The sequence below is a fragment of the Agrococcus sp. SGAir0287 genome, from assembly GCF_005484985.1.
Classification (GTDB): Bacteria; Actinomycetota; Actinomycetes; order Actinomycetales; family Microbacteriaceae; genus Agrococcus.
This window is the reverse complement of sequence record NZ_CP027942.1, coordinates 2689985-2711633: the sequence shown is the minus strand read 5'-3', so window position 1 is coordinate 2711633 and position 21649 is coordinate 2689985. Positions and strand designations below refer to the sequence as shown.

General features: G+C 73.1%; 20 protein-coding genes. 9 read left to right on the top strand and 11 right to left on the bottom strand.

Annotated features, from left to right (window positions below; genetic code table 11):
* Positions 1–14 precede the first annotated feature (14 nt).
* From C1N71_RS12915 to C1N71_RS12890, 6 genes are all read left to right on the top strand, one after another.
* Positions 15–1427 carry a sugar porter family MFS transporter gene (locus C1N71_RS12915; RefSeq protein ID WP_137756775.1) on the top strand — a complete coding sequence of 471 codons (1413 nt, stop codon included), beginning with the start codon at positions 15–17 and terminating at the stop codon, positions 1425–1427.
* Positions 1428–1486: 59 nt separating this feature from the next.
* On the top strand, positions 1487–2305 hold the full coding sequence (locus C1N71_RS12910; RefSeq protein WP_137756774.1) for a hypothetical protein: 819 nt from the start codon (positions 1487–1489) through the stop codon (positions 2303–2305).
* 126 nt (positions 2306–2431) lie between these two features.
* Positions 2432–3733, top strand: coding sequence for an ABC transporter substrate-binding protein (locus tag C1N71_RS12905; RefSeq protein ID WP_175414221.1), 1302 nt, complete (start codon positions 2432–2434; stop codon positions 3731–3733).
* Between the two features lie 86 nt (positions 3734–3819).
* Positions 3820–4671 (top strand): carbohydrate ABC transporter permease, encoded by an 852-nt coding sequence (locus tag C1N71_RS12900; RefSeq protein WP_137756772.1) that lies wholly within the window; start codon positions 3820–3822, stop codon positions 4669–4671.
* Positions 4672–4679: 8 nt separating this feature from the next.
* Entirely contained in the window at positions 4680–5579 is a 900-nt protein-coding gene (locus C1N71_RS12895) for a carbohydrate ABC transporter permease (RefSeq protein WP_254678009.1), read from the top strand.
* Between the two features lie 56 nt (positions 5580–5635).
* Entirely contained in the window at positions 5636–7186 is a 1551-nt protein-coding gene (locus C1N71_RS12890; protein ID WP_175414220.1) for a hypothetical protein, read from the top strand.
* On the opposite strand, the gene C1N71_RS12885 is transcribed toward C1N71_RS12890, so the two are convergent.
* Positions 7183–8232: a phosphotransferase enzyme family protein gene (locus C1N71_RS12885; protein ID WP_137756771.1), complete on the bottom strand. Its 1050-nt coding sequence runs from the start codon at positions 8230–8232 to the stop codon at positions 7183–7185. The genes C1N71_RS12890 and C1N71_RS12885 overlap by 4 nt on opposite strands.
* Before the next feature lie 133 nt (positions 8233–8365).
* Between C1N71_RS12885 and C1N71_RS12880 the strand changes: the two genes are divergently transcribed.
* Positions 8366–9934: an SPFH domain-containing protein gene (locus C1N71_RS12880; protein WP_175414219.1), complete on the top strand. Its 1569-nt coding sequence runs from the start codon at positions 8366–8368 to the stop codon at positions 9932–9934.
* A 132-nt stretch (positions 9935–10066) separates the two neighbouring features.
* Here C1N71_RS12880 and C1N71_RS12875 read toward each other — a convergent pair whose 3' ends face one another.
* Both C1N71_RS12875 and C1N71_RS12870 read right to left on the bottom strand, forming a co-directional pair.
* Positions 10067–10366, bottom strand: a complete 300-nt coding sequence (locus C1N71_RS12875) for a DUF4287 domain-containing protein (RefSeq protein WP_137756769.1) — start codon at positions 10364–10366, stop codon at positions 10067–10069.
* Between the two features lie 614 nt (positions 10367–10980).
* The gene (locus tag C1N71_RS12870; protein ID WP_175414218.1) at positions 10981–12009 is read right to left on the bottom strand and encodes an Lrp/AsnC family transcriptional regulator; all 1029 of its coding nucleotides are present in this window, start codon (positions 12007–12009) and stop codon (positions 10981–10983) included.
* Between the two features lie 110 nt (positions 12010–12119).
* On the opposite strand from C1N71_RS12870, the gene C1N71_RS12865 reads away from it, so the two are divergent.
* Both C1N71_RS12865 and C1N71_RS12860 read left to right on the top strand, forming a co-directional pair.
* Positions 12120–13667 (top strand): AbgT family transporter, encoded by a 1548-nt coding sequence (locus C1N71_RS12865; protein WP_137756767.1) that lies wholly within the window; start codon positions 12120–12122, stop codon positions 13665–13667.
* A 50-nt stretch (positions 13668–13717) separates the two neighbouring features.
* The gene (locus tag C1N71_RS12860) at positions 13718–14956 is read left to right on the top strand and encodes an amidohydrolase (protein WP_175414217.1); all 1239 of its coding nucleotides are present in this window, start codon (positions 13718–13720) and stop codon (positions 14954–14956) included.
* 562 nt (positions 14957–15518) lie between these two features.
* Here the strand turns inward: C1N71_RS12860 and C1N71_RS12855 are convergent.
* From C1N71_RS12855 to C1N71_RS12820, 8 genes are all read right to left on the bottom strand, one after another.
* Positions 15519–16508 carry an Ldh family oxidoreductase gene (locus C1N71_RS12855; protein WP_217495999.1) on the bottom strand — a complete coding sequence of 330 codons (990 nt, stop codon included), beginning with the start codon at positions 16506–16508 and terminating at the stop codon, positions 15519–15521.
* The gene (locus tag C1N71_RS12850; protein ID WP_137756765.1) at positions 16505–17278 is read right to left on the bottom strand and encodes a carboxymuconolactone decarboxylase family protein; all 774 of its coding nucleotides are present in this window, start codon (positions 17276–17278) and stop codon (positions 16505–16507) included. The genes C1N71_RS12855 and C1N71_RS12850 overlap by 4 nt, the downstream gene beginning before the upstream one ends.
* 137 nt (positions 17279–17415) lie before the next feature.
* On the bottom strand, positions 17416–18111 hold the full coding sequence (locus C1N71_RS12845) for a GntR family transcriptional regulator (protein WP_217495998.1): 696 nt from the start codon (positions 18109–18111) through the stop codon (positions 17416–17418).
* 10 nt (positions 18112–18121) lie between these two features.
* Complete coding sequence (locus tag C1N71_RS12840; RefSeq protein WP_217495997.1) at positions 18122–19015, bottom strand: NAD(P)-dependent oxidoreductase; 894 nt, start codon at positions 19013–19015, stop codon at positions 18122–18124.
* A complete protein-coding gene (locus C1N71_RS12835; protein WP_137756763.1) occupies positions 19012–19446 on the bottom strand; it encodes a carboxymuconolactone decarboxylase family protein in 435 nt (144 codons plus the stop codon). Before C1N71_RS12835 ends, C1N71_RS12840 begins: the two co-directional genes overlap by 4 nt.
* The gene (locus C1N71_RS12830; protein ID WP_137756762.1) at positions 19436–19849 is read right to left on the bottom strand and encodes a cupin domain-containing protein; all 414 of its coding nucleotides are present in this window, start codon (positions 19847–19849) and stop codon (positions 19436–19438) included. Before C1N71_RS12830 ends, C1N71_RS12835 begins: the two co-directional genes overlap by 11 nt.
* Complete coding sequence (locus C1N71_RS12825; protein WP_137756761.1) at positions 19846–20763, bottom strand: NAD(P)-dependent oxidoreductase; 918 nt, start codon at positions 20761–20763, stop codon at positions 19846–19848. Before C1N71_RS12825 ends, C1N71_RS12830 begins: the two co-directional genes overlap by 4 nt.
* The gene (locus C1N71_RS12820) at positions 20760–21641 is read right to left on the bottom strand and encodes an SDR family NAD(P)-dependent oxidoreductase (RefSeq protein ID WP_137756760.1); all 882 of its coding nucleotides are present in this window, start codon (positions 21639–21641) and stop codon (positions 20760–20762) included. Before C1N71_RS12820 ends, C1N71_RS12825 begins: the two co-directional genes overlap by 4 nt.
* Between the last annotated feature and the right edge of the window lie 8 nt (positions 21642–21649).

Below are 21649 nucleotides of genomic sequence, written 5' to 3'. Positions count from 1 at the left end.
GATCGAGGAGGACCATGACCGCGCCGAGCGCACCCGCCACGCTGCCGCCGCTCGGCGAGGGCTCGCACCGCCGACGTCTCGGCCTCGTCTCGATCGTCGCGTGCCTCGGCGGGCTGCTCTTCGGCTACGACACCGGCGTCATCAACGGGGCGCTGCTGCCGATGACGCAGGAGCTGGGCCTCACGCCCTTCACGCAGGGCGTCGCCACCTCGTCGCTCGTCTTCGCCGCCGCCATCGGCGCGCTCGTCGGCGGCCGGGTCTCGGATGCGCGGGGCCGCCGCGCCACGATCGTCGCGCTCGCGGTGCTCTTCTTCGTCGGCGCGCTCGTCGTCGTCGCCGCGCCGAGCCTGCCCGTGCTCGTGCTCGGCCGCGTGCTGCTGGGCCTCGCCGTCGGCGGGGCGTCGACGGTCGTGCCCGTCTACCTCTCCGAGCTCGCGCCGTACGAGATCCGCGGCTCGCTCTCCGGTCGCAACGAGCTCGCGATCGTCTCCGGCCAGCTCGCCGCGTTCGTCGTCAACGCGATCCTCGGCGCGCAGCTGGGGCACGTCGAGGGCGTGTGGCGCATCATGTTCGCCGTCTGCGCGCTGCCCGCCGCCGCCCTCTTCGTCGGGATGCTGCGCATGCCGGAGTCGCCGCGCTGGCTCGTCGACCACGGCCGGCGCGACGAGGCGCTCGCGGTGCTGGGGCGCATCCGCACGCCCGAGCGCGCCGCCGCCGAGCTCGCCGAGATCGAGGCGCTCGTGCGCCTGCGCCGCGCCGACCGCGTCACGATCGGCGACGTGCTGCGCGACCGCCGCCTGCTCGCGGTGCTGCTCACGGGCATCGGCCTCGGCATCGGCCAGCAGGTGACCGGCATCAACGCGATCATGTACTACGGCCAGACGGTGCTCGTGGAGTCGGGCTTCGAGCGGCAGGCGGCGCTCGTCGCGAACGTCGCGCCCGGCGTCATCGCGGTCGTCGGCGGCCTCGTCGCGCTGTGGATGATGGATCGCGTCGACCGGCGCACGACGTTCGTGCTCGGCTTCGCGCTCACGACCTTCTGCCAGCTGCTCATCGGCGTCGCCTCGCTCGTGCTCGAGCCGGGCGACCCCGCGCGGCCCATCGTGATCCTCGCGCTCGTCGTGGCATTCGTCGGCGCGATGCAGACGTTCCTCAACGTCGCGTTCTGGGTCACCCTCTCCGAGATCTTCCCCATGCGGATGCGCGGGCTCGGCGTTGGCGCGGGCGCCTTCGCGAACTGGATCGCCAACGCGACGCTCGCGCTCGCCTTCCCGACGCTCGTCGCATCCGTCGGCATCTCGGGCACGTTCTTCGGCTTCGCGGCCCTCGGCGCCTGCGCGCTGCTGTTCGTGCTGTGGCGCCTGCCCGAGTCGCGCGGTCGCACGCTCGAGGCGATCGAGGCCGACGTCGTGGGCGCGCGGCGCTGACGGCCTCATCCGCTCGGACGACGCGGCCGGTCGCGCCGCGCGGCTAGCGTCGTGTCTCGATGCGTCGCCCGTCCCCCCTCGTCCTCGCCGCCGGCGGCGTCGTCCTCATCGTCGTCGCGGGCATCGCGACCGGCGCGCTGCTGCTCGAGCAAATCGTCCACCCGCCGAGCCCCACGACCACCGTCGTCGCCGAGGACGGCACCGAGGTCGTGCTCGACTGGGCGGACTACCCGGCCGATCCTTGGGTCGACCCCGAGGAGGTGCTCGCGGCGCCGCGCGCCGAGGACGTCGAGGAGGTGGGCGACGCCGAGCTCGCCGCGCTCGCCGCAGCGATCGGCGCGGTCGCGCCCGGACTGACCTGGACGCTCGAGCCGACCGGCAACGCCGAGGACGTCATCCCGACGGGCGGTGGCAACGGCTACGGCGGGCCGACGCTGCACCAGGTCTACAACTCGCCGACGAGCCTGGGCGACGCGCTCGCCGCCGACGCCGACTGGCGCGCGATCGCCGACGCGCTCGACGCCGAGCTCGCGGCTCTCGGCTACGGACCGATCGCCTGGGACCACGAGCGCGAGCCCTACGACCACGAGACCGAGGCCGACCGCGACGCGCAGATCGTCGCGCAGTTCGGATCCCTCGACCCGGGCGCCATGTGGATGTGGGCGGGGACGGCCGAGCGCGGGTCGATGTGGGTGTGGGTGTCGATCTGGGACACGCGCCGCGGCTCGACGCCGGAGGGCGCCTGGAGCGAGACCGACGCGGGCGTGAGCCTCTTCGTCGGCGGCACCGTCGTGTCCGAGGACGACGCGCAGGCGTACGCCGACGGCACCGCGCCGTTCGACGGGCTCATGCGGCCCGAGCCGACCCGCTCCGACTGACCTCGCCGAGCGCCCCGTCATGCCCGAGTGCGATCCGTCAAGGGCCCCGGTTCTTCGGCGGCGCGGTGCATGCTGGGCATCCCGGGTCGGCGGCGTCGCCGACCCGTCCGAGGACAGGAGCACGACGTGGTCAGCACTCGTCGCATCGCGGGCGTCGCCGCCGTCGCCGCACTCACGACCGCCGTCGCCGGCTGCGCCGGCTTCACGGGAGGCGGGGGAGGTGGCGGTGACGCATCCGACGACACGCTCACGTTCACGACCTGGGCGAGCGAGTCGGAGCAGGCCGCCTTCGAGGACCTCGTCGCGCAGTTCGAGGAGGAGTCCGGTGCCACCGTCGAGCTGAACGTCGTGCCCTACGAGCAGATGTTCACGAACATCGACGCGCAGCTCGGCTCGGGCGACGCCCCCGACGTCTTCCGCGTCGACTACGGCAACCTCGGCGTCTACTCGAGCCAGGAGCAGCTGCTCGACCTCTCGTCGTACTTCTCCCAGGACGAGGTCGACGCGTTCACGCCCGCGATGTGGGAGGCCGTCTCGTACGATGGCGCGCCCTACGGCGTGCCGCACCAGACCGACGTGTCGGCGCTGCTGGTGAACCTCGACATGCTCGAGGCCGCCGGCATCGACACGTCGACGCTGCCGACGACGCAGGACGACGCGTGGACGTGGGACGAGTTCGCCGAGGTCGCGACGCAGCTGCGGTCGTCGCTGCCCGCCGAGCAGTACCCGTTCGTCGTGAACTGGCAGCAGGGCGGCGTGCTGCGCTGGCTCTCGTGGCTGTTCCAGGCGGGCGGCACGCTCATGGACGAGGACGGCGCGCCGCAGATCGACTCGGCCGAGGGGGCCGCGGCGCTGGACTTCACGCGCTCGTTCTACGACCAGCAGTGGGTGCCGCCGGCATCCACGCCCACCGGCACCGTCTACGCCGACTCGCTCTTCTCCGAGCAGACGACCGCGATGGCCTTCGTCGGCTCCTTCCTCGTGCCCGACCTCGACTACTTCAACGAGTTCGAGTGGACGGCGCTGCCGATGCCGCGCGACGAGCGGGGCGCGACCGACCTCGGCGGCAACGCGCTCGTCGCGACCGCCGACGCCGCGAACCCGGACCTCGCGGCCGAGTTCCTGCGCTTCATGGCGTCGGAGGATGCGATGTCGTCGTTCTGCGGCGCCACCAACGAGCTGCCGACGCTCACGGCCCTCGAGGGCGACGCGGTCGAGTTCGCCATCCGCCCCGACCTCATGCCCGTCTTCGTCGACCAGGCCACGACGATCGAGCCCGACGACGTGCGGCAGCTCACGTCGCCCGCGATCGCCGAGATCGGCGTCGCGATGAGCACGGAGCTCGAGGCGGCGTTCGTGCAGGGGCAGTCGACCGAGGACACGCTCGCCAACCTGTCCGCCGCGATCTCGGACGCGACGGGCCAGTGACGAGCGCCGCCGTGCGCGCCGGCCGGAGGGGCGCACCACCCACCCGGCCGCGCGCCGGCGCGCGTCGGGCCAGGCGGCGGGAGGGGATGGTCGGCTGGGCCTTCCTCGCTCCGAACCTCGTGCTCATGATCGGCTTCCTGTTCGTGCCGATCGTGCTGGCGGTGCAGCTGTCGTTCCAGGAGACCCGCGGCTTCGGCGACCCCCAGTGGGTGGGGCTCGCGAACTACCGGACGATGGTCGAGGATCCGGACTTCTGGCGCAGCCTCGCCAACACCATCCTCTTCACCGCCGTCACGGTGCCGATCGAGCTCGCCGCCGGTCTCGGCCTCGCCGTGCTCATGAACTCCGCGCTGCCGGCCCGCGGGCTGCTGCGCACCCTGCTCGTGCTGCCGATGGTCGTCTCGGGCGTCGCGTCGGCGATGATCGCCGTCATCCTCTTCTACGAGTCGAACGGGCTCGTGAACAAGGTGCTCGAGACGCTCGGCCTCGACCGCGTCGGCTGGCAGTCCGAGGGCGCGCCCGCCATGGTCTCCGTCATCCTCGTCGCCATCTGGCTGCGGCTCGGCTTCAACATGGTCATCTACCTGGCGGGCCTGCAGTCGATCGAGCCGGAGCTCTACGAGGCCGCGCGCATCGACGGCGCCTCGCGCTGGCAGCAGCTGCGCTCCATCACCGTGCCGCTCCTCGGGCCCTCCACCTTCTTCCTGCTCATCATGAACGTCATCGCGTCGTTCCAGGTGTTCGACGTCATCTTCGTCATGACGGGCGGCGGTCCGTCGGGCGCGACGAGCGTGCTCGTCACCTACGCGTACCGCAACGGATTCCAGATCCGCGAGCAGGGCTACGGCGCAGCGCTCGGCATCGTCATCTTGCTCATCACCCTCGTGTTCACGTTCGTGCAGTGGCGCACGAGCCGCACCCGCGACCTGGCGGGCTAGGAGGCATCGTGACCGCTCCCGCGCACCAGCTGCCCGCGCAGGCGGCGACCGTCGCCGCGCCGCAGCAGCCCCGGCGGCGTCGACGGCGCGACGAGTCGCGCCGCGGCATCGTGTGGCGCACGATCGTCGCCGTCGTCGTCACGATCGTCGTCGTCTTCCCGCTCTACTGGATGCTCGTCGTCGCGTTCTCCCCGCGCGGCGAGATCTTCGAGCCGGGGCTGCGCCTGTGGCCGTCCACCTTCACCCTCGAGAACTTCGAGAAGATCCTCGACCGCTATCCCGTGCTCGGCTGGTTCGGCAACTCGCTCGTCATCGGCGTCTTCGTCATGGTGCTCACGACGGCGCTCAACCTGCTCGCCGGCTACGCCTTCGCCCGCCTCCGCTTCCGCGGGCGCACCGCGATCTTCCTGCTGGCGCTGTCGACGATGATGATCCCGGTCCAGGCGATCATGGTCGCCCAGTTCCGCCTCGTCGTCGACCTCGGCGTCTACGGCACCTACTGGGGCGTCATTCTGCCGGGCGCCGCGGCGGCGTTCGGCATCTTCCTCGCGCGGCAGTTCTTCCTCTCCATCCCCGACGAGCTCGTCGAGGCCGCGCGGCTCGACGGCGCCGGGCACCTGCGCATCTTCCTGCAGATCGTGCTGCCGCTGTCGCGCCCGCTCATCGCCGTGCTGCTGCTGCTCACGTTCCTCGGCTCGTGGAACGACTTCGCGTGGCCGCTCATCGCGCTCAAGGAGAACGAGCTGTTCACGCTGCCCGTCGGCCTGCTCTACCTCAAGGGCCAGACGACGCCCGACTACAACGCGATCATGGCGATGGCGCTCATCTCGGTGCTGCCGATGGTGCTGCTGTTCCTCTTCTTCCAGCGCTACTTCGTGCAGGGCTTCGCGCGCAGCGGCATCCGCTGACGCGGGGCGAGCGCTCGGGCGCTGCTCCTAGGCTCGTGCTCGAGCGAGGGGGATGCATGGCGACGAGACGCGAGGAGCGCGACGAGCGACGGTTCGTGCAGATCGCCGAGCGGCCGAGCCTCGGCGTCGAGCTGCCCTCGGGCACGCCGTGGGTCGGCGTCGACCGGCAGGTGGGCCACGGCTCCGCCGACGCCCTCTTCGCGCTCACCGACGCGCAGTACTCGGGTGCGCTCGTCGACTCCTGGACGGCGCTCGACGGGTTCGAGGCCGAATGCTGGCGCGGCGAGCATCCGGACCTCGAGCGCTTCGGGCCGGGTGGCGCGCACTGGCGGCCCGAGGGCTGGTTGCCGCGGCGAGCGCGGATGCTGCCGCAGGCGTTCGAGGGCGAGCTGTGGCGGATCGTCGACGCCGTCGATGCCGGCGACCCGGACGGCGAGCGCATGGCGATCGCGGGCGACCTCGCGCGGGGGGCGCTGCACGTGGAGGGTCGCGGCGATCGGCCGCGGGCGATCGTGGTGCCGCTCGTCGGCGACGTCGCGTACCCGCGGCCGTCGGCGCTCGTCGGCGGCGGGCTCGGCCCCGGTGCGGCGCGCGACGACGTCGAGCGCATCCTCGGTGCGCCGACCCCTGGGGAGCGCGATGCCCACGCGGTCGAGGGCGTGCTCGTTCGCGCTCGGTACGACGACGCGGGCGGGCTCGTCGCGCTCGCGGTCGAACGCCGACCGACGCCCGAGCCGCCGGCCGGCGCGATCGGCGTGCTCCTCGCGGCGGTCGGCGAGCCCGAGGAGGGCGACGCGTATCGCGCGGTCGCACGGCTCGACGGCGCGACGAGCCGGCGCTGGGTGCCGTCATCCGGACACGCCAGGCGCCTGATCGCCTTCGACGCCGGCATCGAGGTGCACGTCGAGGACCTCCGGGTGCTCGGCGTCCGCGCCGACCTCGTCGCCCGGGCCGAGATCGCAGAGGGGCCGGGACGGGCGGCGGATCCCGTGCTCGCGGCGCTCGGCGCGACCGACGGCCTCGCGACGCGCGCCGACGTGCACCGGATGCTCGGGGCACCGCTCGACGCGCGCGGCCGCGTCGAGCTGCGCCGCTTCGGACGCTGCGACCTGCTGTTCGAGCTCGACGGGGACGGCGACGATGCGATCGCGACGTCGATGACGGCGGTGCAGGTCGGCGTCTCGATCTCGCCGACCATGCACCGATGGCGCTCGGGCGACCTCACGCGGTTCCTCGACGCGCTCGGCCGACCCGCATCCGAGCCGCTCGTCGCGGCGCTGCAACAGCGCGACGGCGTGCGGGTGCGGCTGGAGGCGGGCGTCGTCGACGCCGTCGAGATCCAGGCGCCCGGCCCGCTCGCCGCGTCCTTCCTCGACGGCATGCCCGAGGCGCCCGAGCGCGGCGACATCCCGCTCGGCTGGCCACCGTACGCGCTCGAGCGCGAGGACGCCTGGCGCTTCGACCAGGGGTGGGTCCACGTGCACGCACCCGACGGCCGCACCATCGGGCGCATCGTCGTGCAGCGCTCGCAGCCGCCGGGGCTCGGCAGGGAGGGCGACGGCACGCGGTGGTGGGCCGAGCGGTTCCGGCCCGGCGGTCGACGCTAGCCGCGCGACCCGTCCACGCCGAGCCTGTCGAGCGCCCGCTCGGCGAGCGTCACGAGCCCGTGCGGGCCGAGCATGCCGTCGAGGGCGGCGGCGCGATCGACGCCGACCGGTGCCGTGTCCGCGAGCGCGTGCCGCACGACGGCGGCGACGTCCTCGATCGCGCGCACGCAGCCGAAGCGCGCGATCCGCTCCTCGTCGATCGGCGCGTCGAGGCCGTAGCCGGCGCGGAACCGCTCGCGATGCGACTCGTCGAGCGGCATCGAGAACAGCACGCCGAGCTCGACGAGCATGAGGTCGACCTCGCGCGGTGCGACCGCAGCCTCGTCGAAGTCGATGAGCCACGGTCGGCCCTCGAGGTCGACCACGACGTTGCCGAGGTGCGGATCGCCGTGGAGCGTGACGCGACCGGCGGGCTGTCGCGTGCGCTTGAGCGCGCGCTCCGCCCGTGCGAGCCTGCGCAGTCGCGGCAGCGCATCCGGCCATCGTTGCCGCAGGGGCGCGAGACGCGTGTCGTCGCCCGCGGCGGTCAGCTGCGCGTCGACCTCGTCGAGCAGCGCCTGCGGTGAGCGGTCGACGCGGCGGATGCCGCGACGGCGGGCGCGCACCGTGCGCGGCGGCTCGAGGTCGTGCACGCGCCGCAGCGTGCGACCGAGCATCGCGAAGTCGACGACGTCGACCGGCACCGTGACCGCGTCGGCGCCCGCCACCCACGCCGAGACGACGAGCGCGACGCCGTCGAGGTCGTGCCACAGCCGGCCATCGCGCGTGCGACGCGGCGGCACGACGCCCTCGGCGCCCTCGTCTGCGAGCCGCGCGGCGACCTCGAGCCCGAAGCGCACGTCGCGCACCGTCGCCTTGACGCTCCAGTAGCCGCCGTCCGCGTCGTCCGCGACCCACACGATCGCATCGCCGTCCCAGCCGCCCGCGACGGGCCGGAGGTCGCCGACGCGCAATCCGTACGCATCGTCGAGCGCCGCGAGCACGCGCTCGCGCGGCAGGTCGCCCGGCCTCACGGGACGCGCCCCGCCCGCGTCCCGCTGCGACATGCTCGCGAGCCTAGCCGCGGCCGGCGCCCTCGCTCGCACGTCGCGTCGCCAGCGCACCCGGAGCCTCGGCGCAGGCACCGTCCAGCCGGCATCCGTAGGTTGGCCGCATCCCCGCACCTACGGAAGGACCACCGTGTTCGGTCTCGACCTCGGCCTCGTCGTGCTCATCGCGCTCGCGGTCATCGTCCTCCTGCTGCTCGTCTTCGGCGCCGTGCGGCGCTACCGCATCGCGGAGCCCGACGAGGCGATCATCGTCACCGGCCGCAAGGGCCGCACGTACGTCGACGCGCAGGGCAACGAGGTCACCGACCTCTCCGGCCAGAAGGTCGTCACCGGCGGCGGCATCTTCGTCATGCCGTTCGTGCAGAAGCACTTCCGCATGTCGCTGCGCTCGCGGCGGCTCCTGTTCAACACGACGGCGCAGACGCGCAACGGCATCACGATCCACGCGCAGGCCGTCGCCGTCATCAAGGTCGGCGGCTCGGAGGAGATGATCCGCCACGCGGCTCAGCGCTTCCTCTCGCAGCAGGAGGAGATCGAGTCGTCGACGCAGGAGGTGCTCTCGGGCTCGCTGCGCGGCATCATCGGCTCGCTCACGGTGCTCGAGATCATCCACGACCGCAAGGCGCTCGCCGACGCGGTGCTGCAGGCGGCCGAGGATGCGCTGTCGAAGCAGGGCCTCGTCGTCGACACCCTGCAGATCCAGGAGATCAACGACACGCAGAACTACATCGCGAACCTCGGCGTGCCCGAGTCGGCCGCCGTGCAGCGCGCGGCGGCGATCGCGAACACCGAGGCGCAGAAGGCCGCCGAGCAGGCGTCGATCGAGGCGAAGAAGCAGATCCTCGAGGCGAACCGCGTGCTGCAGCTGCAGGAGGCGGCCGTGCAGGCCGAGACCGACAAGGCGCTCGCGCAGGCGAACGCCGCGAAGCCCCTCGAGGACGCGGTGCAGCGGCAGGCGATCGTCGCGCAGGAGGAGATCACGGCGCAGCGCGAGGCCGAGCTCAAGGAGCAGACGCTGAACGCGGAGGTGCGCAAGGTCGCCGACGCCGAGGCGTACCGCATCCGCATCACCGCCGAGGCGAACGCCGTCGCGCGGTCGACGGAGGCCAACGCCGAGCGAGCCGCGCGCGAGGCCCGCGCCGAGGCGCAGAAGGCGGAGGGCGTCGCGGAGGCGAGCGTGACGGAGGCGCGAGGCAACGCGCAGCGCACGTCGCGCATCGCCGCTGCCGAGGCCGCGAAGGCGGAGGGCGAGGCGGAGGCCGTCGCCGTCGCCGCGAAAGGTCGGGCCGAGGCCGAGGCGATCTCGGCCCGCGGTCGCGCCGAGGGTGACGCGATCGCCGCCCGTGCCGCGGCGCTCGCGGAGAACAGCCAGTTCGTGCTCGCGCAGGAGCTGCTCGAGCGCCTGCCGGAGGTCGCGGAGGCGTTCGCGAAGGCGTACGCGTCGTCGAGCATCACGGTCGTCTCGGCCGACGGCACGAACAAGCTCACCTCCGACATGGTCGGCAACATCGCCTCGATGACGACGATGATGAAGGACGCGACGGGCATCGACCTGCAGCAGGTCATCAACGCGACGGCGCAGGGCAATGCGGCCGGCAACGCGGTCGCGAACGCGCAGGACCGCTCGGGCTCGCGCGCGACGAGCGCGACGCGCGCCGCGGCGGCGACGACGGGCGGCGAGCAGCCCGACGCGGAGTGACCGCCCGACCTCCTCGTTCCGAGGTACGCATCTCGTCGTCAGGTACTGCGGTTGCGGTACCTGCCGGCGAGATGCGTAGCTCGCAACGGGTGGATGCGGGGGAGGGGGCTGCCGAGCGCGAGCGGCTCGGGGTCAGGCGCCCCAGTCGGCGGGCTTCGTGTCCTTGCCGTCGAGCCACAGCGTGTCCGACTCGTCGCGATGCGTGCCCGTCGTGCCGACGTGCTTCGATCCGATGCCTGGGCCCTTCGTGATGACGTGCACCATGGCCATGCCGTGGCCGCGGCCGAGCCCGTAGGACTCCTGCAGCCACGCGAGGATCGGGCCGGCCTTCGTGTCCGGGCCGAAGCCGAGCTCCGTCGCCTCGGCGACGAGCGCGCGCGGCGTCTTGCCGGTCTTCGTCTCGACGGCGTCGAGGTAGGCCTGGAACGACATGGGATCCCCTTCGACCGATGCGGCTGCTGACGGCATCCTGCCACCGGGCGTCGCGGATCGGCACCCCTCGAGGCTCGCTGCGCTCGCGCCGTCATGACTGCTCCTTGAGGTGCGAGCGGAGCGAGCCTCGAAGGGGGCTGCGTGGCGCGACTCGGCGCCCCTCGAGGCTCGCTGCGCTCGCACCTCGGGGAGCGGTTGGGTTCGCTGCGCTCGCACCTCGGGGAGCGGTTGGGTTCGCTGCGCTCGCACCTCCGGGAGTGGGTGGGCTCGCTGCGCTCGCGACGCCATGCCCGCCCCTTGAGGTGCGAGCGGAGCGAGCCTCGAAAGGGGCTGCGTGACGCGGCTCGGCGCCCCTCGAGGCTCGCTGCGCTCGCACCTCGGGGAGCGGGTGGGTTCGCTGCGCTCGCACCTCGGGGAGCGGGTGGGCTCGCTGCGCTCGCACCGTCATGCCCGCCCCTTGAGGTGCGAGCGGAGCGAGCCTCGAAAGGGGCTGCGTGACGCGGCTCGGCGCCCCTCGAGGCTCGCTGCGCGCGCACCTCGGGGAGCGGGTGGGCTCGCTGCGCTCGCGCCTGAGGGAGCGCGCAGGCGCGCTGCGCCTCCGCCCGGAGGACCCGCTACGGCAGCGGCGCCAGCCAGGACACCTGCCCCTCGCGGCGGTTCTCCTCGTCGAAGAGGTGCCCGACGCGCTTGTAGTAGTGCAGCAGGATCGCCCGGTCGAGCACGCGCAGCTCGAGGCTGCGCGCGAGCTCCGCCTCCATCGGCGCCGCGTCCTCGAGCTCGCGCAGCCACACGATGACGTAGAGGTTCGACGCGCCGCCGGCGAGCGCCGCGCACATGCGCGTCATCGGCAATCCCGCGATCTGCAGCGCCGTCGCCTCGAGCCGCGCCGCCGGCACGACGAGCCAGAGCGCGAGCGCGTGCGGCCACATCCGCTGCTCGAGCGACACGTCGATGCGCTGCTGGATCCAGCCGTGCGCCACGAGCCTGCGCACGACCCGCCGCGCGTGCGCCTCCGAGGTGCCGAGCCGCTCGGCGAGCTCGCGCGCCGACGCGCGGCCGTCGCGCTCGAGCACCTCGAGCGCTGCGAGCCACTGCTCGCGGCTCGCCGCCTCGCCGTCGGCACGGCTCTCGTGCACCGTCGGCAGGAGCCCGTCGTGCGGCGGCCCCACGGCGCGCCACCGCGAGCCGTCGGAGAACATCCGCGTCACGATCGTCGAGCGCACCGCCGTGACGGCCTCGTGCGTGCCGAGCCACGACTGGATGAGCTGGCGGAACTGCGCCATGTCGTCGGCCAGGATCGTGAGCACGAGGTCGCGCTCGCCCGTCATGCCCGTGACCGAGATGATCTTCGGATGCGCGCGCAGCGCGGCCGCGACGGCGTCGACGGTGCCCGGTCGGCAACGCACCTCGGCGAGCCCGAACAGCAGCCCCGCGGCGAAGCCGGCATACGTCGTCGCCCACGCCGCACCCGACTCGGCGATCGCCTCCCAGCGGCGCCTGGCCGTCGGCGCGCTCACGCCGATCGCCCGCCCGATCGCCGCCCAGGACGCACGCGGCGCGTCCTGCAGGGCGGTCACGAGCGCGAGGTCCGAATCCGGCAGGTCGTGCGGATGCGCCGGGGCGTTCGATCGCGAAGCATGCACGAACCCAGCATCCCAGGTGCGAATCGAACATGACACACGGTTCGTGACATGGGAACGGCAGGATCGCCACCAACTTCCGTCCCGACACGCACACAGCACGGAGCACGCACATGTCCACCGACACCACCACGACGCTCACGCTCGCCGACGCGAAGGGCGTCGGCGGCCGCATCCTGCGCGGCATCGAGCGCGTCGGCAACAGGCTGCCGCACCCCTTCTACCTCTTCCTCATCATCGCGGGCCTCGTCGCCGTCGCCTCGGCGATCGCTGCGCTGCTGGGAGCCGAGACGACCGACCCCGCCACGGGCGAGCCCGTCGCGATCCGCAGCATCCTCTCGGGCGAGGGCGCCGTCTACGCGCTGACGTCGGCGATCGAGAACTTCGTCACCTTCCCGCCGCTCGGGCTCATCGTCACCGTCATGCTCGGCATCGGCGTCGCCGAGCGGCTCGGCCTCCTCAAGGCCGCGATGCGCGGCGCCGTGCTCGCAGCCCCGGGCTGGGCCGTGACGTTCGTCGTCGTGCTCGTGAGCCTCATGGGCAACCTCGCCTCCGACTCGGCGATGGTCATCCTGCCGCCGCTCGCCGCCGCCGCGTTCCTCGCCGCAGGGCGCCATCCCCTCGCGGGCTTCGCCGCGTCCTACGCTGCGGTCGTCGCCGGCTTCAGCGCGAACATCGTGCCCGCGGGCACCGACGTGCTGCTGTCGGGCATCACGACCTCGGCGGCGCAGATCGTCGACCCCGAGGCATCCGTCTCGCCCGTGGCCAACTACTTCTTCATGGCGACGTCGACGATCCTGCTCGCGATCGTCATCACGATCGTCTGCCAGCGCTACGTCGAGCCGCGCCTCACGCCCTACGAGGGCGGGCTCGCCGACGAGGACGCGTCGAAGCCGCTCGAGCCCGTCGAGCGCCGCGGCCTGCGCGTCGCCGCCATCGCGGTCGTCGTCTACCTCGCGCTCGTCGCGACCGTCGTGCTGCTGCCCGGCTCGCCGCTGCAGGGCGAGGGCGGCCAGATCCTGCGCTCGCCGTTCATGACGGCGCTGCCGATCTTCATCCTCTTCCTCTTCCTCATCGCCGGCGTCGCCTACGGCCTCGGCGCGAGGACGCTCAGGAGGGCGACCGACGTGCCCGAGCACATGGCGGCCGCGGTGAAGGACCTCGTGCCGTTCATCGTCGTGATCTTCACGGCGGCGCAGGCGATCGCCTGGTTCAACTGGTCGCAGCTCGGCCTCCTCATCGCGACCTCCGGCGCCCACGCCATGGAGGCGACGGGCCTCGGCGGCATCGGCGGCCTGCTGCTCTTCAGCCTCTTCTGCACCCTGCCGGCCCTGCTGCTCGCGTCGGGCTCGGCGCTGTGGACGCTGCTCGCGCCGATCTTCGTGCCGATGTTCATGCTCGCCGGCATCGACCCCGCCTACGTGCAGGCGGCGTTCCGCATCACCGACTCCGCGACGAACCCGCTCGTGCCGATGAACCCGATGCTGCCGGTCGTGCTCGGCCTGCTGCAGCGCTGGGAGCCGAAGGCGGGACTCGGCACCCTCTTCAGCCTCGTCATCCCGTTCACGCTCGTCATCTGGGGCGTGTGGCTGCTGCAGTTCCTCGTATGGGGCTTGCTCGGCCTGCCCGTCGGTCCTGGCCACGGCCTCGAGCTGCCGTGACGCCCCGCACCCCCACCATCGTCCCCGCCGACCCCGAGGAGGTCCATCCCGTGTCCATCACTACCGCGCCCGAGGCCGTGCGTCCCGCCACCGAGGCGAGCGTCGCCGCGATGCCCGCGACGATCGCCGAGCTGCGCGCGCTGCTCGAGCCGCGGCTCGCGACGCTCGTCGACGTCGCCGCCGACCTGCACGCGCATCCCGAGATCCGCTTCACCGAGGTGCACGCTGCTGCGCGCCTCACCGCGGAGCTCGAGCTGGCGGGCTTCGCCGTCGACCGCGGCTTCGCGGGCCTCGACACCGCGTTCGTCGGCCGCTGGTCGACGCCCGGCGCCGGCGACGACGCCCCGACGATCGCGATCTTCTGCGAGTACGACGCGCTCGAGGAGATCGGGCACGCGTGCGGCCACAACGTCATCGCCGCCGCCGGCCTCGGCGCCGGCATCCTCGTGAAGGACGCGCTCGAGGCCTCGCCCGTGCCCGCGCACCTCGTCGTGATCGGCAGCCCGGGCGAGGAGGGCGCGGCGGGCAAGGTGCCGATGATCGACGGCGGCGTGCTCGAGGGCGTCGACCTCGCGATCATGGTGCACCCGTCGGGCTCGGACGCCGTGCGTGGCTCGTCGCTCTCGCGCGTCGCGCTCGACGTCGACTTCCACGGCAAGGCCGCGCATGCGGCCGGCGCGCCCGAGCTCGGCCGCAACGCGCTCGACGGCGCGACGCTCTCGCTCACCGCCATCGGCCTCCTGCGGCAGCAGATGACCGACGACGTGCGCATCCACGCCATCATCACGAACGGCGGCCAGGCGCCGAACATCATCCCCGAGCGCGCCTCCCTGCGGATCTTCGTGCGGGCGGGGGATCGCGACCACCTGCTCTCGGACGTCGTGCCGCGCGTGCGGGCGTGCTTCGACGGGGCGGCGCTCGCGACCGGCACGACGGTCGAGATCGCCGAGAACACGCCGCCGTACTTCTCGCTGCGCTCGAACGCCACGCTCGTCGACGTCGCCGAGTCGGCGTACGCGGTGCTCGGGCGCGAGCTCGAGCCGAACCCGACGCTCGCGGGCTCGACCGACATGGGCAACGTCAGCCACGTCGTGCCGTCGATCCACCCCATGATCTGCCTCGCCCCGGGCGTCGCGGCGCACACCCGCGAGTTCGCGGCGGCGGCGGGCGACACGGCGCTGGCGACGCCGGCGATCGCCGACGGTGCGCTCGTGCTCGCGGCGACGGCGCTCGCGGCCTTCCGCGATCCGGCGGTGGTGGCGGACGCGCAGGAGACGTTCGAGGGCTGAGGCTCGGCAGTACCGGCCATCGTCGGTCGAGACTGGCCACGAACGGTCTTGATCGGCCACGAACGGTCGAACGCTGGCCACGTGTGGTGAGCAGTGGCCACGAAGGGCGACCCTTCGTGGCCACTGCTCCGCCGTTCGTGGCCAGTCCGCACCCTCCGCGGCCAGTCCGGACCGTTCGTGGCCAGTCCGCACCCTTCGTGGCCAGTCCGCACCCTTCGTGGCCAGTCGGCCGCTGCGCAGCGACGGGGCAGCGGTCAGCGGTCCGCGGGGCCTCGCACGGTGGCCAGGAAGGGTCGGACGGTGGCCGCCTGTGGTGAGGATCGGCCACGAAGGGCGACCCTTCGTGGCCATCGTCCTGCCCTTCGTGGCCAGTCCGGACCCTTCGTGGCCAGTGCGGACCCTTCGTGGCCAGCGCGGACCCTTCGTGGCCAGCGCGGACCCTTCGTGGCCAGTGCGGACCCTTCGTGGCCAGTGCGGACCCTCCGTGGCCAGTGCGGACCCTTCGTGGCCAGTCCGGACCCTTCGTGGCCAGTCCGTCGCCTCGCGGCGGCGAGGTCGCCGGTCAGCGGTCGGCGATCGCCCGCACCGCGGCCACGACCGCATCCGGCACCTCGATCGCATCCTCGGCGAGGCGGCGACGGCGCTCGGCGACCGACCGCGCGAAGGGAGCGCGCACGGGATGCGCCGAGTCGAGCGGCGCCGTCGTCTGCAGCGACGCCTGCAGCTCGGCGACGCTCGCGCGCAGCGCGTCGCGACCGCCGAGCAGCTCGGGATCGATCGCGAGCACCAGCATGCCGAAGTCGCGCAGCTCGCCCGGCGCGACCGGCGCGCCCGCGAGCGCCCCGAGCAGCTGCACGGACATGGCGAGCCCGCTGCCACGATGCCCGCCCCACGAGGCGAACGCGCCCGCGAGCGCCTCGACGGGCGACGTCGTCGGGCGGCCGGAGGCGTCGAACGCGACGCCGTCCGGCAGCGGCAGGCCGAGCCGCTGCGCGAGCACGACCTCGGCGTGGATGATCGCCGATGTGCCGATGTCCCACACGAACGGATCGCCGTGGGAGGGGAAGGCGAAGCAGATCGGGTTCGTGCCGACGCGCGCCTGCGTGCCGCCGTGGGGCGCGACCCACGGCGTCGCGCTCGAGGCGAGCATCGTCACGAGCCCCTCCGCGACGATGCGCTCGGCGTAGACGCTCAGCATGCCGGTGTACCAGGTGCCGTGCGCTCCGACGAGCCCGATGCCCGCCGAGCGCGCGTGGTCGATCGCCGCGGTCGTGGCCTCGTCGGCGACGAGGTAGCCGATGCGATCGCGCCCGTCGATGCGCGACGACGTCGGCGACGTCCGGACGATCGAGGAGGGCTCGGGGGCCGGTCCTGCCGCGCCGAGCCGGTCGGCGATGCTCACGATGCGCGCGAGCCCGCTCATCCCCAGCCCGCGCAGCTCGCAGTCCATGAGGTGCGCCGCGATGGTCGCGGCGTCGGCGCTCGGGTAGCCGAGGCCGACGAGCGCGCGCACCGCGAGCGTGCGCGCGCCCGACGCCGTCAGCGTCGTCACGGCAGCGGCACGCCGGCGCGCTCGGCCTCCTCGACGAGGATCGGCACGGCGGTTGTCGCGGCGTGGATGCCGATGACGCTCGCGATCTCCATGACCTCGAGGATCTCGCCGACGGTCGCGCCGTAGCCGATCGCGTTCTCGATGTGCAGCTTGAGGCCGGGCTTGTAGAGGTGCGTCGCGGCCGTGTCGAACGCGATGTAGACGAACTCCTTGACCTTCGGCTCGAGCGTGCCCGTGCGCCACGGGACCGACGAGAAGGCGGTGTACGCCTCGAACAGCTCGGGGTCGAGCTCGAGGATCTCGTCCCAGAACGCGTGCCAGTAGCCGCGCGTCGCGGTGAAGTCGTCCTTCATCGCCTGCTGCCGCTCGTCGAGCGGGGCGGGACCGGTGCGCAGGCCCTGCTCCTCGAGCACCTCGACGAGGATCGGCACGCCGATGTTCATGGCGTGGATGCCGAGGGTCGAGGCGCACTCGATGACCTCCATGATCTCCTGCACCGTCGCGCCATGGCGGAAGGCGGCCTGGATGTGCTGGCGCACGCCGGGCAGGTACATGTGCGTCGCGTTCGCGTCGACGGCGATGTAGATGAGCTCCTTCGTCTTCGCGTCGAGGTGGGTCTTGCGCCACGGCACCATGGACAGCTCGCGGTAGGCGTCGAGGAACTCGGGATCGATCCTCGCGATCGACTCCCACAGGGGGCTCCAGGCGCCCTCGCCGCGCTGCTCGACGAACGCGTCCTTCGACTGCTGCTGACGGGGGGTGAGGGTCATGTGCTGCTCCTTCGCGAGCGGATGCGGATGCGGATGCGGATGCGGATGCGGATGGATGCCGCCGCCGCCCACGAGTGCGGACGGGGCGTGCGGGGTCGGGGCGAGGTGGCCGAGTCGCGCGCGGCGCGAGCGCTCGGTCAGGCCTGGTCGCGCAGGGCGCGCAGCGCGAGCCGCGACGCCATGTGGATGTGCTCGGCCATGAGGCGCGCGGCACGGTCGGGGTTGCGGGCCTCGATGGCCTCGACGATCTCGCGCATCTCGTGCACGACGTGCGGGAGGCGGTCGGCCGTCGAGAGCGACGTGACCCGCAGCAGGCGCACGCGCGCCTGGATGGAGCCGAGCAGCTGCGTGAGCGACGCCGAGCGGGCGCCGGCGAGCAGCACGTCGTAGAACGCGTCCTTCGCCTTCAGGAAGTCGACGATCGTCGGCGGCTCGTCGAGCCGCTCCGCCATGCGGTCGACGGTCGCGACGAGCTGCGCGACCTCGACGTCGTTCGCGCGGTCGATGAAGCGGCGCACGACGAGCGACTCGAGCGACGCGCGCACCTCGTAGAGGTCCTCGGCGTCCTCGAGCGAGGGCGACGTCACGTGCGCGCCCTTCTGCGGCACGATCGTGACGAGCCCCTCGGAGGCGAGCACGCTGATCGCCTCGCGCACGGTGGCGCGGGAGACCTCCATCGACTCGATGATCTCGCGCTCGACGAGGCGGTCGCCCGGCCGCAGCTGGAAGTCGAGGATCGCGTCGCGGATGGCGGTCACGACCTGTTCCTTGACGGGTGCCGCGACGCGCCCCACCGGGGCTGCCGCCCAGCGCTGCGCTGCCGTCTCGGTCACACCAGGGATGCTACTCATCGCGCACCTCCGCCAGCGCCTCGCGACGGCTCGCGACCCACTCCGCCACGCGCGTGTGGTCGGCGTCGGCCGGCAGGGCATCGGCGGCCTCCGCCCACAGCTCGACGGCATCCGCGCCGAGGCGGGACGGCAGACCGACCTGCTCGGCCAGCCCCGTCGCGATGCGCATGTCCTTCAGCATGAGGCGCAGCCCGAAGCCCGAGTCGTACGTGCCGGGCAGCACGAAGCTTGGCCACTTGCCCTCGGTGGAGCCCGATCGGCCGCTCGAGCCGTTGAAGACCGCCAGCATGACCTCGGGGTCGAGGCCGAAGCGCATGCCGGCGTGCATGGCCTCGCTCGTGGCCCACAGGTGCGTCGCGGAGAGCAGGTTGTTGAGGGCCTTGAGCGCGTGGCCGGCGCCGACGGGGCCGCAGTCGACGACGCGGCCGAGCGGTGCGAGCAGCGCGTGCGCGCGCTCGCGATCCGCATCCCGTGCGCCGAGCATGATCGTGAGCGTGCCCCGCTCGGCCCCGCGGACGCCGCCGGAGACGGGGGCATCCGCGAACGCGATGCCGCGGTCCGCGAGCCGCTCGGCGAGCGCCTGCGTGCGCGTCGGCTCGGACGACGACATGTCGACCACGAGGGTCTGCGCGCCGATCGCATCCGCCGCGAGCAGCTCGTCGAAGACCGACTCGACGACGGCCGAGCTCGGCAGCATGAGGATGATGGCGGTCGCTCCGGCAGCGGCCTCGGCGGCGGTCGCGGCGGGCTCGCCGCCGACGTCGCGCAGCCGCTCGCGCGCCGCCTCGGCGAGGTCGAAGCCGCGAACGCGGCTGCCGGCGCCGACGAGGCGCCGCGACATGGGCGTGCCCATGTTGCCGAGGCCGACGAGCGCGACGTGGCTCACGGCTGCGCCGCCCGAGCGTCGTAGGCGTCGACGGCCTCGTCGCCGAGCTCCTCGCGCAGCACGCGCTCGGCGATGCGGAACGCCTCGAGCGCGGCGGGGGCGCCCGCGTACATGCCCGCCTGCAGCAGCACCTCCTGGATCTGCCGCATCGAGATGCCGTTGCGCACGGCGCCGCGCACGTGCACCGCGAGCTCGTGGCTGCGATTCAGCGCGACGAGGATGCCGAGGTTCACGAGGCTCCGCTCGGCGCGGTCGAGGCCGTCGCGCGACCAGATGCCGCCCCAGCAGAACTCCGTGACGTAGTCCTGGACGGGGCGCGAGAAGGGGCTGACCTTCGCCATCGACCGCTCGACGTGCTCGGCGCCGAGCACCTCCTTGCGGATGGCGAGGCCCTCCTCGTAGGTCTCCAGGTGGCTTCCCTCAGCGAACATCGGCCCGGTCCTCTCCATCGATCGGCTGCTGCGCGTACTCGTCGTCGCCCACGGGCTCCGCCCACACGGTCTGCCCGAGGGAGATCGCGGTGTGGACCATGAACGAGTCGGGGGCGGCGCCGTGCCAGTGCCGCTCGCCCGGCGGGCACCACACGGTGTCGCCGACGCGCAGCACGTGCACCTCGCCGTTCGCGCACACGAGCCCGCGACCAGCGAGCACCTGCAGGATCTGCCCGTGCTCGTGGTGGTGCCAGTAGGTGCGGGCGCCGGGCGTGAAGTCGACGGTGTTGATCGTCACGCCGTCGGTCTGCGCCATCGTCACGTACGGGTGGACGTCGCCGGTGAACTGCGAGCCGGGCTTGCCGGCGGTGCCGTCGTAGTCGCGCGGATGCGTGATCCTCATGCCTGGGCCTCCTCGGTGGATGCGTGCAGGCGGACGCCGCCTGCGATGTCGCCGATCGCATCGACGACGGTGTTCGAGATGCGGTCGGCGTAGCCGAGCTGCCGCGCGAGCCCGAAGGATGCGACGGGGCCGGCGCCGTTGAGGCTCGGCACGCCGAGCGATCCGAGCAGCTCGAGGTAGAGCGTGACGTCCTTGAGCATGAGCGTGTTCGTGAGCCCGCCCTCGAGGTAGTCGCCCTGGATGATGCGCGGGAAGCGGTTGATCGTCGCGAAGTTGACGCCCGACGAGGCGTTGAGCACGTCGAGCACCGTCGCGAGGTCGAGATCCGCCTTCCTCGCCGCGACCATCACCTCGGCGGTCGCGGACAGCGCGATGGCGTTGAGGAAGTTGTTGAGCAGCTTCACGGTGTGCCCGGCGCCGGAGGCGCCGCAGTGGAAGACCTGCTTCGAGAAGCGCCCGAGCACGGGCCGCACGCGCTCGAGCGCGTCGGCGTCGCCGCCGACCATGAGCGTGAGCGCGCCGACCTCGGCGGCGGCGGCCCCGCCGGAGATGCCGGCGTCGAGGTAGACGGCGCCGCGCTCGGCGAGGTCCGCGGCGATGCGCCGGGTGGACTCGGGTGCCGCGGTCGACAGGTCGACGATCACCTGCCCCACGCGCACGGATGCGAGGAAGGCGGGGTCGCCGTACACGACCGCCTCGACGACCGTCGAGTCCGGCAGCGACAGCAGCACGACGTCGCTGCCGGCCACGACGTCGGCGGCGCTCGCGGCGGGCGCCGCGCCAGCCTCGCCGATCGCGGCCTCGCGCGGGTCGAAGCCGAGCAGCGCATCCCCGGCGCCCGTGATGCAGCGGGCCATGCGCCCGCCCATGTTGCCGAGGCCGACGAAGCCGATGCGCATCGTCTCGTCGCTCATCGTGCGGCCTCCGGGTCGAAGCCGGGCCACTCGGCGAGCAGGGGCGCGTCGACGGGCGCCGTGTCCCACGCGCCCGCGCCGCCGGCGGGGCGCACGGTGTTGACGATGGATGCGCCGCCGTCGGCCGCGACGATCTCGCCCGTCGTGTACGAGCTGTCGTCGGAGAGCAGGAAGGCGACGACGCCGGCGATCTCCTCCGCGGCGCCCGCGCGACGCAGCGGCGTCGTCGAGGCGCGCCGCACCATGTCGTTCCCGCCGCCCGTCTGCGTCGCCGCGGCGGCGAACAGCTGCGTCGGCACGATGCCGGGCGCGACGCCGTTGACGCGGATGCCGAGCGGGCCGCCGTAGACGGCGGCGCCGTGCACGAGCCCGACGACGGCGTGCTTCGAGGTCTGGTACGGCAGCAGGTCGGCCGAGCCGCGATGGCCGGCGATCGAGGCGGTCACCGCGATGGCGCCGCCGGCGAAGGAGCCGTCGGCCACCTGGTCGCGGTAGTGCCGGAAGGCGGCGCGCAGGCCGAGGAACTGCCCCGTGACGTTGACGCGCATGACCTGCTCGAAGTCGTCGACCTCGAGGTCGGGGATCGAGGCGAACGAGCCGAAGATCCCGGCGTTGAGGTGGAAGCGGTCGATGCGGCCGAACGCGTCGATGCCCGCCGCCATCGATGCGTCGACCGATGCCTCGTCGGCGATGTCCGCGACGACGCCGATCGCCTCGCCGGGCAGCGCCTTCGCCGCCTCGACGATGCGCTCGTCGCGGTCGACGGCGACGACGCGGGCGCCCTCGGCGGCGAGCCGCTGGGCGGATGCGGCGCCGAGGCCGCCTGCCGCGCCCGTCACGAGGGCGACGAGCCCTGCGAACCTCTGCGATGCGGTCATGGTGTGCG

Excerpts from the sequence above, each read along its gene's own strand:
- C1N71_RS12915 (WP_137756775.1), top strand. The coding sequence starts at position 15 with ATGACCGCGCCGAGCGCACCCGCCACGCTGCCGCCGCTCGGCGAGGGC.
- C1N71_RS12910 (WP_137756774.1), top strand. The coding sequence starts at position 1,487 with ATGCGTCGCCCGTCCCCCCTCGTCCTCGCCGCCGGCGGCGTCGTCCTC.
- C1N71_RS12900 (WP_137756772.1), top strand. The coding sequence starts at position 3,820 with ATGGTCGGCTGGGCCTTCCTCGCTCCGAACCTCGTGCTCATGATCGGC.
- C1N71_RS12890 (WP_175414220.1), top strand. The coding sequence starts at position 5,636 with ATGGCGACGAGACGCGAGGAGCGCGACGAGCGACGGTTCGTGCAGATC.
- C1N71_RS12885 (WP_137756771.1), bottom strand. The coding sequence starts at position 8,232 with ATGTCGCAGCGGGACGCGGGCGGGGCGCGTCCCGTGAGGCCGGGCGAC.
- C1N71_RS12875 (WP_137756769.1), bottom strand. The coding sequence starts at position 10,366 with ATGTCGTTCCAGGCCTACCTCGACGCCGTCGAGACGAAGACCGGCAAG.
- C1N71_RS12865 (WP_137756767.1), top strand. The coding sequence starts at position 12,120 with ATGTCCACCGACACCACCACGACGCTCACGCTCGCCGACGCGAAGGGC.
- C1N71_RS12850 (WP_137756765.1), bottom strand. The coding sequence starts at position 17,278 with ATGACCCTCACCCCCCGTCAGCAGCAGTCGAAGGACGCGTTCGTCGAG.
- C1N71_RS12835 (WP_137756763.1), bottom strand. The coding sequence starts at position 19,446 with ATGTTCGCTGAGGGAAGCCACCTGGAGACCTACGAGGAGGGCCTCGCC.
- C1N71_RS12830 (WP_137756762.1), bottom strand. The coding sequence starts at position 19,849 with ATGAGGATCACGCATCCGCGCGACTACGACGGCACCGCCGGCAAGCCC.
- C1N71_RS12825 (WP_137756761.1), bottom strand. The coding sequence starts at position 20,763 with ATGAGCGACGAGACGATGCGCATCGGCTTCGTCGGCCTCGGCAACATG.
- C1N71_RS12820 (WP_137756760.1), bottom strand. The coding sequence starts at position 21,641 with ATGACCGCATCGCAGAGGTTCGCAGGGCTCGTCGCCCTCGTGACGGGC.